Genomic DNA, 14,019 nt, shown 5'->3' on the forward strand with positions numbered 1-14,019 from the left:
TGATCGATCAACCCGCGCTCCGGTGCGGTCGTCGGCCCGAGGGGTGAGGCCGGTCGCCCGCCGCTGCGACGGGCACAGTTGTACACAGGGGGGACGTGACGATGAACGCACGCCGGGTGACCGCCGGAGCAGGCGAACCAGGGGGAGTGACCGGTTCCACGCTGCCGCGCCGCCAGCTCGGCCGCCAGCTGCGTGACCTGCGCAATCGCGCGGGGATGACGACCAGGGCGGCCGCACGGCACCTGGAGTGGTCGGAGGCGAAGATCTGGCGGATCGAGACCGGTCAGACCTCGCTGCGCGGGCTGGACGTCGAGGCCATGTGCAAGGTCTACGCGGCGCCGACCGAGCTGGTCGAGCCGCTCACCGTGCTGGCGCGGCAGACCAAGGCGCGCGGCTGGTGGGCCGGGTACAGCGACGCCATTCCGGAGGGGTTCGAGGTGTACCTCGGCCTGGAGGAGGCGGCGTCGGCGCTGCGCAGCTACGAGGTGGACACCGTGCCGGGGCTGCTGCAGACCGAGGCATACACCCGCGCGCTGCTCGCGGGCGCGCGTCCCGGGCTCACCGCGGAGCAGACCGAGCGCAGGCTGCGGTTGCGGGCGGTGCGCCAGGAGCAGCTCACCCGGTCGGCGGCGCCGCTGCGGCTGGACGTGCTGATCGCCGAGCCGATGCTGTGGCGCAGACTGGGCGGCAGCGAGGTGGCCGGTGCGCAGCTGGACCGGCTGCGCGAGCTGGCCGACCTGCCGAACATCCGGATCCGCGTGGTCCCCGCCGATTCCGGCTACCACCCGGGCATGGAGTCCGGCCGCTTCGTGGTGCTGGAGTTCGACCCCGGCGCCACCGCCGCCTACCCGGAGCCGCCGGTGGTCTACGTCGAGGCCTTCACCGGCCCGCTCTTCGTGGACAAGGAGCAGGAGGTAGCGCGGTACCGCGCCGCCTTCGCCGGGATCGAGGCGGTGGCGGTCGACGCCCGCCGCGGTATCGAGGACGCCCGAAACGCGCTGTGAAAGCCGCTGTCAGAACAGCATTTCGGCGAGTACGGCGCGGTGCGCTGGCCTGGCCGCCTCGTACACCGCGCGGCCCTTCTCGGTGAGGCAGAGCGTGATGGCGCGCCGGTCGTCGGCGCACATGCTGCGGGCGACCAGGCCGTCGCGCTCCAGCCGGGCGACCGTGCGGGAGAGCGCGCTCTGGCTCAGGTGGCTGTCCTCGGCGAGCTCGCTCATCCGGTAGTCGCCGCAGGCCGCGTCGACCAGCCGGTCCAGCGTCTCGAACTCGCTCAGCCCGATGTCGTGCGGCTGCAGCGCCTTCTCCATGGCGCAGCTCACCGCGGCGTGGCGATCGAGGAGCCGCCGCCACTCACCGAGCAGGTTCGACATGGCCCCATCTTAGTGTCCACGGCAACCTCATGCAACGACATTTAATGCGTTGGAATCTAATGCGTGTGCATGTAATGTTCCGGCCTATGACTTCCCCGGCAACGCATCGCGCCGTCTCCGCGGCGACCGATCCGGCCCGCTGGTCGGCACGGCTCTGGGCCATGCTGATCACCCTCTGCATCGTGCTGTTCCTGGACGGTCTCGATGTCTCCATGATCGGCGTCGCACTTCCATCGATCGGCGCCGAACTCGATCTCTCGACGGCAACGCTGCAGTGGCTGGTCAGCGGCTACGTGCTCGGCTACGGCGGGCTGCTGCTGCTCGGCGGGCGCACCGCCGACCTGCTCGGCAGGCGCCGGGTCTTCCTGATCGCGCTCGCGGTCTTCGCGGTCGCCTCGCTGGCCGGCGGGCTGGTGAGCTCCGGCCCGCTGCTCATCCTCACCCGGTTCGTGAAGGGGCTGGCCGCGGCGTTCACCGCGCCGACCGGGCTCTCCATCATCACCACCAACTTCCCGGAGGGGCCTGCGCGCAACCGGGCGCTCTCCATCTACACCGTCTTCGGTGCGGGCGGCTACTCCTGCGGCCTGCTCTTCGGCGGGCTGATGACCGGCATCGGCTGGCGCTGGACCTTCCTGCTCCCGGTCCCGGTGGCGCTGGCCGCGCTGGCCGCCGCCTGGGTGCTGGTGCCGAAGGACCGCGCGGCGGAGGAGGGCGGGCACGATCTGCTCGGCGCGATCTTCTCCACCTCGGCCATGCTGCTCCTGGTCTACACCGTGGTCACCGCGCCAGAGGTGGGCTGGGCGACCCCGCGCACGCTCGGCTCGTTCGTCGCCGTTGTGGTGCTCTTCGTTGCCTTCGTCGCCGTCGAGCGGCGGGTGCGGCACCCGCTGGTGCGGCTCGGCATCCTGCGCAAGCGCACCCTGGTCCGGGCCAGCCTTGCCGTGATCGCGCTCGCCGGTTCGTATTTCAGCTGGCAGTTCATCGTCACGCTGTACCTGCAGGACGGGCTCGGCTGGTCGCCGCTCACGCTGGCGCTCGCGCTGCTCCCGGTCGGGCTCATGGTGACGCTCTCGGCGGTCTTCTCCGATCGGCTGGTCGACCGGGTCGGCACCGCGCCGGTGATCGCGGTGACGCTCACCGTGATGACCATCGGCTACCTGCTGTTCCTCCGCATCGATACCGCGCCGTCGTACCTCACCGTGCTGCTGCCCGCCGTGCTGCTCATCGGCGTCGGCTGGATCGGCTTCCCGGCCATCAACATCCAGGCCACCGCCGGGATCGACGACGACGAGCAGGGGCTCGCGGCGGGCGTGCTGCAGACCTCCATGCAGGTCGGCGCGGCCATCGTGCTCGCGGTGACGACGGCGCTCATCGCGTCCGGGCCGCACGACGACAGCCCGGCCGCGATGCTCGCGGCGTACCGGCCGGGGCTGGAGTTCGCCGCCGCGGTCACCGCGGTCGGCGCGGCGATCTCGCTGGCCGCGCTGGTGCGCCGCCGCGGGAAGCCGGTCGAGCCTGCCCTCGAGCCAGCGGGCTGAGCCGCCTACCCGACCGGGTGCCACTCCACGCGGGTGGCGCCCGGTCAGCGGGGAGTGAAGGGCGGCGCCGCCTCGTCCTTGGGCGAGCGGACCAGGGTGAGCGGCTGTCCGTCCCGGCCGACGCGCGGCCAGTCGATGCCGAGCGCGGGGTCGAGCGCGTCGATCTCGTGATCGAACTCCGGGCTGTACTCCAGCGAGCACAGGTAGGTCACCGTCGACTCGTCGGCGAGCGAGAGGATGGCGTGGCCGAGCCCCTCGGCGAGGAAGACCGAGCGCCGGTCGACGTCGTCGAGCAGGACGCTGTCCCACCGCCCGTAGGTCGGCGAGCCGGGCCGCAGGTCGACCACCACGTCGAGGAAGGCGCCGCGCACGCAGGTGACGTACTTGGCCTGGCCCGGCGGGTCCTCGGTGTAGTGGATGCCGCGCAGCACCCCGGCGGCGGAGACCGAGCAGTTCACCTGCTTCAGATCCAGCGGCCGCCCGGTGGCCTTCTCGAACTCGGACGCCTTGAACTGCTCCAGGAAGACGCCGCGCTCGTCGCGGAACTGCCGCGGCGTCAGCACCCAGGCGCCCGGGACCTCCAGCTCCCTGATCTCCATGCTCACCAGTCCCGTCCGCGCTCGAGCAGGTCGAGCAGGTAGCCGCCGTACCCCGACTTGACCAGCCGCTCCGCCGCGGCGCGCAGCCGGTCGTCATCGATATACCCCATTCGCCACGCCACCTCCTCCGGCACGCCGATCTTCAGCCCCTGCCGCTCCTCGATGGTGCGCACGTAGTTCGCCGCGTCGAGCAGCGAGTCGAAGGTGCCGGTGTCCAGCCAGGCGGTGCCGCGGGCGAGCACGTCCACCCGCAGCCTGCCCTGCTCCAGGTAGGCGCGGTTGATGTCGGTGATCTCGTACTCGCCGCGCGCGGACGGCCGCAGCGAGCGGGCGATCTCCACCACGTCGTTGTCGTAGAAGTAGAGCCCGGGGATGGCGTAGTTGGAGCGCGGCGCCTTCGGCTTCTCCTCGATCGAGACCGCCCTGCCCTCGGTGAACTCGACCACGCCGTAGGCGGTCGGGTCGGAGACCCAGTAGGCGAAGACCGCACCGCCGTCCAGCCCGTGGAAGCGGTTCAGGCCGGTGCCGAGCCCGGGGCCGTGGAAGATGTTGTCGCCGAGCACGAGTGCCGCGCAGTCGGAGCCGATGTGCTCGGCGCCGAGGACGAAAGCCCTGGCCAGGCCGTCGGGTTCGGGCTGGACCACGTAGTCGATGGCGATGCCGAAGGCGCTGCCGTCGCCGAGCAGCCTGCGGAAGGCGCCCGCCTCCTCGGGGGTGGTGATCACCAAGATGTCGGTGATCCCGGCCAGCATCAGGGTGGAGAGCGGGTAGTAGATCATCGGCTTGTCGTAGACCGGGACGAGCTGCTTGCTCACCCCGCGCGTGATCGGGTGCAGGCGCGAGCCGGTGCCGCCCGCCAGGATGATTCCGCGCATGGCCCCAGAGTCTGCCAGCTCGCCGGGGCGCCGGAGACGGGGAGGTTCCAGCCCGACCGCGAAATGGTCACGACGGGTTTGCCGAACAGGTCGGCCGGGGCATGGTTGTTGCACGGATCACACTTGTCGTGATCTTCTGGAGTGGGACGTCAGCGAGGACGCTCCGCCCGTGGGTGAGGTAGGTACCGCCATGACCGCGATCAGTGACGAACTCACGGGCAGGGTGATGAACCCGCACGGACCGAGCCCGGCCGCCCGCCTGCTGCTCGCCACCTGCTCCGGCGTGCTCCGCCCGGTGCTGCGGCAGCTGCCGATCAACCGGCACACCATCCCCGTCGCCGCGGCCGCGGTGGACGGCCTCTCCCGGCTGCGCCGCGAGCCGCGCGGGGTCGAGCGCGAGCAGGTGCGGCTGCGCGGCTTCTCGCTGGAGATCCTGCGCCCGGCGGGCGGCTCCCGCGCGCTGCGCCACGGTGCGGTGCTCTACCTGCACGGCGGCGGCTTCGCGGTGTGCGGGCTGCGCACGCACCGGCCGATCGCCGCCAGCCTGGCCCGGCGCACCGGGCTACCCGTGGTGAACGTCGACTACCGGCAGCTACCGGGCAAATCCATCCTGCAGTCGGTCGAGGACTGCCTGACCGCGTACCGCTGGCTGCTCGGGCACGGCGCCGACCCGTCCCGGATCGTGATCGCGGGCGATTCGGCGGGCGGCTACCTGACCTTCGCCACCGCGCTGAAGGCGCTGGAGGAGGGGTTGCCCGCGCCCGCGGGGCTGATCGGGCTCTCCCCGCTGCTCGACCTGGACCACGTGGCCAAGCGCGGCTACGTCAATGTCTCCAGGGACGCCTACATCCCGCTCTCCGCGCTGGCCGCGGTGGTGCGGCTGGGCGCGGAGATCGACGGCGTGCTCGACCCGATCCTCTCGCCGGTCAACGGCAACCTGGCGGATCTGCCGCCGGTGCTGCTGGTCGCCGCGGAGGACGAGGTGCTGCGCTACGACAGCGAGCTGATGGCGGCCAGGCTCGCCGCCGCTGGCGTGCCGCACAGCCTGGAGCTGTGGCGCGGCCAGGTGCACGCCTTCATGAGCATCTTCCCGAGCCTGCCCGAGGGCAGGGCCGCGCTCGGCCGGGTCGCCCGCTTCGTGCGGGACCGGGTCGAGCACCAGGAGCGAGCTCGGACGGCCTGACATCGATCGGCCGGACGAGTTCTGAACCTTGCCCCGCACCCCGGTGCGGGGCAAGGTTCACCTGAAACGACGGAACCCCGCCCGGACCTGGTCCGAGCGGGGTTCCGCTGTTCGAGCGCCGGAACTACTTGGCCGGGGCGGCGAACGGCTGGTTCAGGGTGCTCCAGTACTGGATGGCCGCACCGATCGCCACCGGGGCGGTGATCAGGATCTGGCCGACCAGGGTGCCGAGCGCGCCGATGGCGAGGATGCCGCCGATGCAGCCGATGGCGGCGGCCGGGATGAACGGGCCGAAGAGGCCGACGATGGTCGCGGAGGCGACGGTGGCGCCTGCGATGCCGCCGAGCACGCAGCCGAGCGCGCCGCCGGAGAGGCCGCCGACCAGGGTGCCGACGGTGGCGCCGACGGAGATGGTGTCCTTCAGCCGGTTGAACGCCGCGAGCTCGCGGTCGTACTCGTTCTTCCAGGGCGCCTTGTCCTCGTAGGGCAGCGCGACCGGCTTGTAGACGGCCTTCTCCAGGTCGAGCTGCGGGGTCAGGGTCGCGTCGTTGCCGGAGATCTCGGCCGCGATCGGGAACTCGAACTCGTCGAGCCGGAAGCTCAGCGGGGTGCCTGCCAGCACGGTGCCATCGGCGCCGACGACCTTGAAGACGCCGTCCTCGGCGACCAGCTTGCCGGAGTCGGTGGAGATGAAGGTGGCGGTCTCGGTGGCGTGCGCGGTGAAGTTCACCGCGTCGGCCGGGGCTTCCGCAGGCGCCGCGTTCACGGTGCCCGCGGTGACGCCGATCGCGGCGATCAGCAGAGCCGACGTCGCGGCGAATTTCTTGATGAACATGTGTTGTGAACCTCATCGAGCGGTCGGATGGAGGGGACCCGCTGATCGAAGGCCAGGTCAGCTAACGCGTGGTGAATGCGCTGTGACCGGGTGTTCAAATTCCGTTCACCGAGCAGACCTGGTGGTCCGTGGGTTCTCCGAAATCAAGACGCTGAACTGGTGTTTCGGCGTGATTAAAACCCTGCGACATCGTTCTTTCCGGTCGGATTGTGATGCAGATCACCTGTCCCGCAGAATGATTGGCGCGGCAAATCGGACTTTTCGACGGGGGCCGGGATTCCGGGACGGCCCCGCCCCGGCGGTAGAGTCGCGGAATGCGCTTGCTCGTCACCGGCGGAGCCGGGTTCATCGGTGCGAACTTCGTCCGGCAGACCGTGGCCGACCGCCCCGACGTCCGGGTGACGGTGCTCGACGCGCTCACCTACGCGGGCAATCAGGAATCGCTGGATTCGGTCGCCGCCCGAATCGAATTCGTGAAGGGCGATATCGCCGACACCGCGCTGGTCGACGAACTGACCGCGGAGACCGACGCGGTGGTGCACTTCGCCGCGGAATCGCACAACGACAATTCACTGGCCGACCCGTGGCCGTTCGTGCAGACGAACATCGTGGGAACTTTCGCGCTGCTGCAGGCGGTGCGCAGGCACGGCGTGCGTTTCCACCACGTCTCCACCGACGAGGTGTTCGGTGACCTGACCTCGGAGGATCCGCCGTTCTCCGAGCTGACGCCGTACAACCCGTCCAGCCCGTACTCCGCGACAAAGGCATCGAGCGACCTGCTCGTCCGAGCCTGGGCGCGCTCTTTCGGCGTGCGCGCGACGCTGTCGAACTGCAGTAACAACTACGGCCCCTATCAGCACGTGGAGAAGTTCATCCCGCGGCAGATCACGAATCTCATCGACGGGCAGCGGCCGCGTTTGTACGGCGCCGGGCACCAGGTCCGGGATTGGATTCACGTCGACGACCACAACCACGCGGTCTGGGCCGTCCTGGAACGCGGCGAGGCGGGCCGGAGCTATCTGATCGGGGCGGACGGGGAAACCGACAACCTGACCGTCATCCGAATGCTGCTCGCGGAATTCGGCCGCTCCCCGGACGATTTCGACCATGTGACCGACCGGCCGGGCCACGACCAGCGCTACGCCATCGACGCGACCCGGCTGCGCACCGAACTCGGCTGGACCCCGCGCTACGAGAATTTCCGCGACGGGCTGGCCGCGACCGTGCGCTGGTATCGGGAGAACGAGGCGTGGTGGCGGCCGTACAAGGAGCACACCGAGGACGCCTACCGGAAAGCGGGCGAGCGGGTGCTCCCGCTGTAATTCAGCCCCAGACCAGCACGTGGTACTTGACCGCTGCCGCGATCAGCGCGACGGCGGTGGCGCCGACGATGGTCAGCGCGGCGCCCCGGCCCGGCGCGGTGCCGTCCGGCAGCGCCAGCCGCCAGGGCAGCCAGCGCAGCAGCACCGCGAAGGTGAGCACCGCGAGCGGGACGAAATACCTGCCCTGCACACCGTCGATGATGAAGTAGTCCACCGGCGTGAACGACATGTAGAGCGTCACGTAGATCATCGCCACATTGGCGAGCAGCACCAGCGCCACGATGAGGGTGCGGCGGAAGGTCGCCGCCTCCGGGCGCAGCCGGTCGCCGATGCCGATGCCGATCACGAAGGCGAGCAGGCAGGCCAGGATGGAGAGCGCGGGCACGTCGATGTAGGCGAAGCCGAGCTCGCCGAAGAACTGGGTGAACCAGCGCTGGTCCCGGCGCGAGATGCTCTCGCCGAACACCTCGACGAAGGTGATCGGGTCGGTGAGGATGCCCTTCAGCTGGTCGTCCGGGCGGACGGTGCCCCACTGGGCCTCCGGGCGCATGAGGCTCATACCGTCGCCGGTCGGGGCGGCCACCTTCATCCAGACGGCGAAGAGCAGGCCGCCCGCTGCGGCGAAGGCCCAATGGGTGAACCGCCAGACGCCGCGGAAGCCGAGCCGGTCGCCGGGGATCACCACGATGAGCAGGGCGAGCAGGATGTAGGCGGGTTTGCAGAGCGGCAGCGCAAGGGTGGCGGCCAGGAGTGCCGCGGTCTCCGGGCGGCGCAGGCCGTCGCCGAGGAAGAGCGCCTTGACCAGGAGTGCGGAGATCAGGAAGGCGAGCGCGTTGGTCAGGGTGTCGGCGGTGACGGTGCCCGCCTGGAAGATCGCGATCGGGAGCACCGCGACGGTGAAGGCGAGCCACTGGATGCGGTGGGCGCGCAGGGACCACAGGGCGAAGCCGGCGATCGCCAGGTAGGCGGCCAAGCCCGCGAGTCTGGTGACCAGGGTGGTCGCGCCTACGTTCAGGTCGAGTGCCTCGGCCGCGCGGAGTGCGATGGCGTTCGGGAGGTACGGGATGGGGGAGTACGCCGCGGTGTTGGTGAACCAGACCTCGTCCATTTCCGCTGAGACCGGGGCGGACTTGTAGCGGTCGTAGGCGGACGGGTCGGCGGCCATCGGGTTCTGTTCGTCGCCGTTGGTGGTGTAGTCGGTGAGGGCGTAGCCCATCAGGTCGGTGATGGATTTCGGGACGTCGCCGCCGTAGGCGATGCCTCGGGTGTCCTCGATCTCCTGGGGGAGGAGGCCGCCGTGGGCTACCTGGTAGGCCCTTCCGAACTGGGTGATTTCGTCGTGGCCCCAGAAGGGTGGGGTTATTACGGCGAAGATCGCGCCGAACAGTCCGGCGAGGATCAGGAACGCCGTTGTCGCCGGGCCCAGCTTGTGGAAGAAGCGGTTCGCGGCGCCCGCGTTCGCATCTCGCCCGGCCTTCGGCCGCTCGACCTGTTTGGCCCCGGAGGGACCGGTGGAGTTCGGCGTTACGCCTGGCTCGGCGTGGGCGGGCTCGGCGTCGCCCGGCTCGGTCGCGGTGAGTTCGGCGTCGGTGGGCTCGGCGTCGGCGGGCTCGGTCGCGGTGGGTTCGGTCGCGGTGGGCTGGGCCGGGCGGGGCTCGACTTTCGAGTCCGCGGGTTCGGCCGGGTCCGGCTCGTCGCCGGAGGGGGAGGGCTGGGTGCCGGTGGCCGACGCCGTCACCGGCGGGGTCCGTCGTCGGTGACGGCGCTGTAGCGCAGGTAGACGAGGCGTGCGGCTTCGTGGCGGGAGCGGCGGATGCCGTCCAGGATGAGGCCGGCGGTCCAGGCCAGGCTGCCGAGCAGCAGCAGGGTGAAGGCGAGGAAGAGGGTGGGGAAGCGCGGCACCTCGCCGATGTCGTAGTAGGTGATCGCTATCGGGATGGTGAGCACCAGCGCGATCAGCCAGGCCAGGGTGCCGAAGAGCCCGTAGAAGGCGACCGGCCGCTCGTGCCGCGCCAGCCCGGCGATCAGCTTCAGGATCTTGAACCCGTCGTGGTACGTGCGCAGCTTGGACTCGCTGCCCGCCGGGCGATCCCGGAACCCGACCGGCACCGCCGTGCGCGGCACCCGCAGGTGCAGCGAGTGCACCGTCAGCTCGGTCTCGATCTCGAACTCGCGGGAGACCGCGGGGAAGCTCTTCACGAAGCGCCGGGAGAAGACCCGGTACCCGCTGAGCATGTCCTCGACGTTCTCCCCGAACACCTTGCCGACCACGCCGTTCAGCACCTTGTTGCCGGTCTCGTGCCCGGCCCGGTACGCGTTCCCCGACTCGTCCTGGCGGCGCACCCCGAGCACGTGGTCGTAGGGCCCGTCGAGCAGCGTCTTGATCATGAGCGGTGCGGCCGACGCGTCGTAGGTGTCGTCGCCGTCGATCATGAGGTAGACGTCGGCCTCGATGTCGGCGAAGGCGCGGCGCACCACATTGCCCTTGCCCTTGACGTTCTCCCTGCGCACGATCGCACCCGCTTCCCGCGCGCGCTCGGAGGTCGCGTCGGTACTCAGGTTGTCGTAGACGTAGACCACGATCCCGGGCACGGCGGCCTGCAGGTCGGCGACGACCTTGGCGACCGAAGCCTCTTCGTTGTGGCACGGGACCACGGCGGCAATGCGAAGCTCGGAGGAGTCCACCCGGGTCAATCCTCGATCTCGGTGGGTTCGAACAGGGAACACGGGGAGGGTACAGGGCCGGGCGCGGCTGCCGCGTGCCCGGTGTACCGTCGGCGAGCGTGTCGTCCCGCGAGTCCGCCGAAACCGTTCCCGCACCGCTGAGCCGCCGCCTGCTGACCGCGCTGCGGCAGGGTAGCGCCTTCCTCGTTGTCGGGCTGATCGGCTTCGCGGTGGACGCCGGGACGTACAACCTGCTGGTGTTCTGGGGCGGCGAGGGCGTGCTCCACCACGCGCCGCTGCCCGCGAAGATCATCGCGATCGTGGTGGCGACGGTGGTCACCTACTTCGGCAACAAGTGGTGGACGTTCGCGCACAAGCAGGGCGGGAGCGCGGCGCGGGAGTACCTGCTCTACGCGTTCTTCAACGTCATCGCGATCGGGCTGCAGCTCGGCTGCCTGGCCTTCTCCCGCTATGTGCTGGATCTCTCCTCGCCGCTCGCGGACAATATCTCCGGCACCCTGATCGGCCAGATCGTCGCGGTGCTCTTCCGCTACTGGGCCTACGACACCTTCGTCTTCACCGGTCCGCGGGCCGACCTGGAGCACGACATCGACGACGCGCTCGGCGACCGTGCTGGGCAAGCGCCCGGTTCGCCGCGTTGATATCCTCGGGCCCGCCGCGAAGGTATCCAGGGACGAAGGTGGATGCACAGCCCGTCCCGTCGGCACGACACTGAATTTCGAGGACTTCATGGATCAGTCGGCTACGCAGGCCGTTACCGAAACGAACGACCGAGCTGTCGCCGAGGCGGCGCCCACCGCGCTGCGCTCCGATCACCGGGCTCCGGACCGCCTGGTGCTGCAGCGGGGGATCTTCACCGGGCCATCGGCGAAGATCAGCGACGAGCTGTACGCCGTCGTCACCAGGGGGCGCGCCCAGCGCGACCGCCTCTCGCTGCAGCTGGACAAGGGCGCGACGGTACACACCAACACCTACTTCGGCCGGTTCGCGGCGGCCTACTGGCAGCGCTGGACCACGGTCACCGAGGTGCAGGTCACGCTGGTGCTGGACGTCGCGGCGGGTGCGCGGCTGCGGCTGGTGGCCTCCGACATCGCCGGGCACCGCCGGATCGTCGACTCCATCGAGGTCGCCGCGAGCGGCCCGGTGACGCTGGGCGCCACGCTGGACCAGTACGTCGACGGCGGCGCGCTCTGGGTCGAGGCGGACGCCGTCGGTGGCGCGCTCGGCATCACCGAGCTCACCTGGTCGGCCGCCGCCCCGGAGCGGATGCGCCCGGTCGCCATCGCCATCTGCACCTTCAACCGCGCCGCCGACTGCGCCGAGACGGTCGCCGCGCTCGCCTCCGACCCGGCGGTGCTCGCCGCGATCGACGCGGTGTACGTGGTCGACCAGGGCACCGACCTGGTCGAGGAGCGGCCGCGGTACCGCGAGGTGCAGCCGGTGCTCGGCGAGAAGCTGCGCTACATCCGCCAGCCCAACCTGGGCGGGGCGGGCGGCTTCACCCGCGGCCTGTACGAGGTCTCCGCGGTGAACGAGCACGCCGACGTCATCCTGATGGACGACGACATCCTCTGCGAGCCGGAGACGGTGCTGCGGCTCAACGCCTTCGCCAACCTCACGGTGGAGCCGACGCTGGTCGGCGCGCAGATGCTCTTCCTGCTCAACCCGGACTACCTGAACGTCGGGGCCGAGGAGGTGCACCTGGACCGGCTCATGCACGGGCAGAAGGTGTCCAAGGCGCTGCGCAACACCAGCATGCTGAAGAAGAACCAGGAGCGCCGGGTCGACGCGGGCTACAACGCCTGGTGGACCTGTTTGATCCCGGCCGAGGTGGTCGCGAAGATCGGGCTGCCGCTGCCGATGTTCTTCCAGTGGGACGACGTGGAGTACGGCGTGCGCGCGCGGGAGCACGGTTTCGTCACCGTGACCCTGCCGAACGCCGCGGTCTGGCACGCCGACTTCTACTGGAAGGACTACGACGACTGGGCGCGCTACTTCAGCACCCGCAACTCGCTCATCGTCGGCGCGCTGCACACCGATCTCGACGGTAGGAAGATCAGCAAGCAACTCTTCCGCAATATCGCCGAGCACCTGGTCGCCATGCAGTACGGCCTGGTGCACACCACCCTGCAGGGCATCGAGGACTTCCTGCGCGGCCCGAAGACCCTGCGGGACGGCGGAATCGAGGCGCTGGCCCAGGCCCGCGGCCAGCGCGCCGACTACCCGGAGACGATCAAGCACCCGGCCGCGACCCCGCCGGTGCCGTCGACGCACATCGCCGTCCAGCGTGCGTCCGGCGAGCCGAGCCGGGCGCTGCTTGTGCTGATCAAGCGGGCGATCGGCCAGTGGACCGGGCGCACCCGCCCCGGCCTGGTCGGGATCACCCGCGAGGACGCGTACTGGTGGCACGTCTCGCTCTTCGACCACGTCGTGGTGACCGATGCCTCGCAGTCCGGGGTGCGCATCCGGCAGCGCGACAAGGCCCGTGCCCGCGCCCTGCTGATCCGCGCGCTCAAGGTGCTGCGCAGGCTGCGCCGCGAGCTGCCCGCGCTGCAGGAGCAGTACCGGGCCGCCGCGCCGGAGCTCACCAGCCGGGAGAACTGGGAAAGGCTCTACGGCATCCGGCCGTGATTCCCGCACGGGGTGCTCCCGCCGAGGGGCACCCCGTGCGACCGGTCAGAGGAACAGGTCCGTGGTGAGCGGGCCGTCGCCGGGCACCACCCGGTACTTCTCCAGATCGGTGATGCCGTGCGCGGCGAGCACCTCGTCGTCCAGGAAGAAGTTGCCGGTGGTCTCCTTCGCCGGCGAGGTCAGCACCAGGTACGCGGCGTCGGCGTAGATGTCGGGGGTGCGCGAGGTGGCGACCATCTCCTCGCCGCCGAGCAGGTTGCGCACCGCCGCGGTCGCGATCGTGGTGCGCGGCCACAGCGAGTTCACCGCGATGCCCGCGTCCTTCAGCTCCTCGGCGAGGCCGAGCGTGGTGAGCGACATGCCGTACTTGGCGATGGTGTAGCCGAGCGAGCCGCCCGCCCACCTGGGGTCGAGGTTCAGCGGGGGCGAGAGCGTCAGGATGTGCGGGTTGCGCCCGGCGGCCGCGGATTCGCGCAGCGCGGCGATGCTCAGTTTCGAGAGCAGGAAGCTGCCGCGGCAGTTGATGTCCTGCATCAGGTCGTACTTCTTCATCGAGATCGCCTCGGTGGGCGAGAGGTCGATGGCGGAGGCGTTGTTGACCACGATGTCGATGCCGCCGAAGCGCTCGACGGTCTGCCGCACCGCCGCGGCGACCTGCTCGTCCTCGCGCACATCGCCGACGAACGGGAGCACCGTGCCGCCCGCCTCCTCGAGCTCCGCCGCGGCGGTGTGGATGGTGCCCGGCAGTTTGGGGTGCGGCTTGTCGGTCTTGGCGATGAGGGTGATGTTCGCGCCGTCGGCGGCGGCCCGCTTCGCGATCTCCAGCCCGATGCCGCGGCTGCCGCCGGACATGATGACCGTCCTGTTCGCGAGGGGCTTGGAAGCCTGATCCGTCATCGACTGCTCCTGTCGTGGGCGGGATGTGCCTGGACCAGGGTAGCGCGGTTATGCAATCAGTTGCATAGGGGGTGCGGAGAA

Annotated in this window: 13 protein-coding genes; 6 read left to right on the plus strand and 7 right to left on the minus strand. The window is 70.2% G+C overall.

All coding sequences use genetic code 11. The annotated features are described in order from the left end of the window. Positions 1-146 precede the first annotated feature (146 nt). Positions 147-1,004 carry a helix-turn-helix domain-containing protein gene (locus ACFUJ1_RS17890; RefSeq protein ID WP_378646864.1) on the plus strand — a complete coding sequence of 286 codons (858 nt, stop codon included), beginning with the start codon at positions 147-149 and terminating at the stop codon, positions 1,002-1,004. Positions 1,005-1,013: 9 nt separating this feature from the next. Here the strand turns inward: ACFUJ1_RS17890 and ACFUJ1_RS17895 are convergent, their stop codons facing one another. Then, a complete protein-coding gene (locus ACFUJ1_RS17895) occupies positions 1,014-1,373 on the minus strand; it encodes a MarR family winged helix-turn-helix transcriptional regulator (RefSeq protein WP_378646865.1) in 360 nt (119 codons plus the stop codon). An 86-nt stretch (positions 1,374-1,459) separates the two neighbouring features. Here ACFUJ1_RS17895 and ACFUJ1_RS17900 point away from each other — a divergent pair, with 86 nt between their 5' ends. Further along, positions 1,460-2,911 carry an MFS transporter gene (locus ACFUJ1_RS17900; protein WP_378646867.1) on the plus strand — a complete coding sequence of 484 codons (1,452 nt, stop codon included), beginning with the start codon at positions 1,460-1,462 and terminating at the stop codon, positions 2,909-2,911. Positions 2,912-2,955: 44 nt separating this feature from the next. Here the strand turns inward: ACFUJ1_RS17900 and ACFUJ1_RS17905 are convergent, their stop codons facing one another. Next, the gene (locus ACFUJ1_RS17905; RefSeq protein WP_378646929.1) at positions 2,956-3,510 is read right to left on the minus strand and encodes a dTDP-4-dehydrorhamnose 3,5-epimerase family protein; all 555 of its coding nucleotides are present in this window, start codon (positions 3,508-3,510) and stop codon (positions 2,956-2,958) included. Between the two features lie 2 nt (positions 3,511-3,512). After that, positions 3,513-4,385, minus strand: coding sequence for a glucose-1-phosphate thymidylyltransferase RfbA (gene rfbA / locus ACFUJ1_RS17910; RefSeq protein ID WP_378646869.1), 873 nt, complete (start codon positions 4,383-4,385; stop codon positions 3,513-3,515). A gap of 190 nt (positions 4,386-4,575) precedes the next feature. Here rfbA and ACFUJ1_RS17915 point away from each other — a divergent pair, with 190 nt between their 5' ends. Then, the gene (locus ACFUJ1_RS17915) at positions 4,576-5,568 is read left to right on the plus strand and encodes an alpha/beta hydrolase (RefSeq protein WP_378646871.1); all 993 of its coding nucleotides are present in this window, start codon (positions 4,576-4,578) and stop codon (positions 5,566-5,568) included. Between the two features lie 124 nt (positions 5,569-5,692). Here the strand turns inward: ACFUJ1_RS17915 and ACFUJ1_RS17920 are convergent, their stop codons facing one another. Beyond that, positions 5,693-6,403, minus strand: coding sequence for a hypothetical protein (locus tag ACFUJ1_RS17920; protein ID WP_378646873.1), 711 nt, complete (start codon positions 6,401-6,403; stop codon positions 5,693-5,695). Positions 6,404-6,717: 314 nt separating this feature from the next. Between ACFUJ1_RS17920 and rfbB the strand changes: the two genes are divergently transcribed. Then, on the plus strand, positions 6,718-7,725 hold the full coding sequence (gene rfbB, locus ACFUJ1_RS17925) for a dTDP-glucose 4,6-dehydratase (protein WP_378646875.1): 1,008 nt from the start codon (positions 6,718-6,720) through the stop codon (positions 7,723-7,725). Between the two features lies 1 nt (position 7,726). Here the strand turns inward: rfbB and ACFUJ1_RS17930 are convergent, their stop codons facing one another. Beyond that, positions 7,727-9,463 carry a DUF2142 domain-containing protein gene (locus tag ACFUJ1_RS17930; RefSeq protein ID WP_378646877.1) on the minus strand — a complete coding sequence of 579 codons (1,737 nt, stop codon included), beginning with the start codon at positions 9,461-9,463 and terminating at the stop codon, positions 7,727-7,729. Then, entirely contained in the window at positions 9,460-10,410 is a 951-nt protein-coding gene (locus ACFUJ1_RS17935) for a glycosyltransferase (protein WP_378646879.1), read from the minus strand. Before ACFUJ1_RS17935 ends, ACFUJ1_RS17930 begins: the two co-directional genes overlap by 4 nt. A 98-nt stretch (positions 10,411-10,508) precedes the next feature. Between ACFUJ1_RS17935 and ACFUJ1_RS17940 the strand changes: the two genes are divergently transcribed. Then, positions 10,509-11,051, plus strand: coding sequence for a GtrA family protein (locus ACFUJ1_RS17940; RefSeq protein ID WP_378646881.1), 543 nt, complete (start codon positions 10,509-10,511; stop codon positions 11,049-11,051). An 88-nt stretch (positions 11,052-11,139) separates the two neighbouring features. Continuing rightward, positions 11,140-13,041 (plus strand): glycosyltransferase, encoded by a 1,902-nt coding sequence (locus ACFUJ1_RS17945; protein WP_378646883.1) that lies wholly within the window; start codon positions 11,140-11,142, stop codon positions 13,039-13,041. A gap of 45 nt (positions 13,042-13,086) precedes the next feature. Here the strand turns inward: ACFUJ1_RS17945 and ACFUJ1_RS17950 are convergent, their stop codons facing one another. Continuing rightward, positions 13,087-13,938, minus strand: coding sequence for an SDR family oxidoreductase (locus tag ACFUJ1_RS17950; RefSeq protein ID WP_378646885.1), 852 nt, complete (start codon positions 13,936-13,938; stop codon positions 13,087-13,089). Positions 13,939-14,019: the final 81 nt, after the last annotated feature.

Origin of the sequence: Nocardia sp. NPDC057227 (genome assembly GCF_042669725.1) — a bacterium.
Classification (GTDB): domain Bacteria; phylum Actinomycetota; class Actinomycetes; order Mycobacteriales; family Mycobacteriaceae; genus Nocardia; species Nocardia asteroides_A.

Bases quoted from the DNA above. Each gene is read 5' to 3' on its own strand.
- ACFUJ1_RS17895 (WP_378646865.1), bottom strand. From the start codon at position 1,373: ATGTCGAACCTGCTCGGTGAGTGGCGGCGGCTCCTCGATCGCCACGCC.
- rfbB (WP_378646875.1), top strand. From the start codon at position 6,718: ATGCGCTTGCTCGTCACCGGCGGAGCCGGGTTCATCGGTGCGAACTTC.
- ACFUJ1_RS17950 (WP_378646885.1), bottom strand. From the start codon at position 13,938: ATGACGGATCAGGCTTCCAAGCCCCTCGCGAACAGGACGGTCATCATG.
- rfbA (WP_378646869.1), bottom strand. From the start codon at position 4,385: ATGCGCGGAATCATCCTGGCGGGCGGCACCGGCTCGCGCCTGCACCCG.
- ACFUJ1_RS17945 (WP_378646883.1), top strand. From the start codon at position 11,140: ATGGATCAGTCGGCTACGCAGGCCGTTACCGAAACGAACGACCGAGCT.
- ACFUJ1_RS17900 (WP_378646867.1), top strand. From the start codon at position 1,460: ATGACTTCCCCGGCAACGCATCGCGCCGTCTCCGCGGCGACCGATCCG.
- ACFUJ1_RS17905 (WP_378646929.1), bottom strand. From the start codon at position 3,510: ATGGAGATCAGGGAGCTGGAGGTCCCGGGCGCCTGGGTGCTGACGCCG.
- ACFUJ1_RS17920 (WP_378646873.1), bottom strand. From the start codon at position 6,403: ATGTTCATCAAGAAATTCGCCGCGACGTCGGCTCTGCTGATCGCCGCG.
- ACFUJ1_RS17915 (WP_378646871.1), top strand. From the start codon at position 4,576: ATGACCGCGATCAGTGACGAACTCACGGGCAGGGTGATGAACCCGCAC.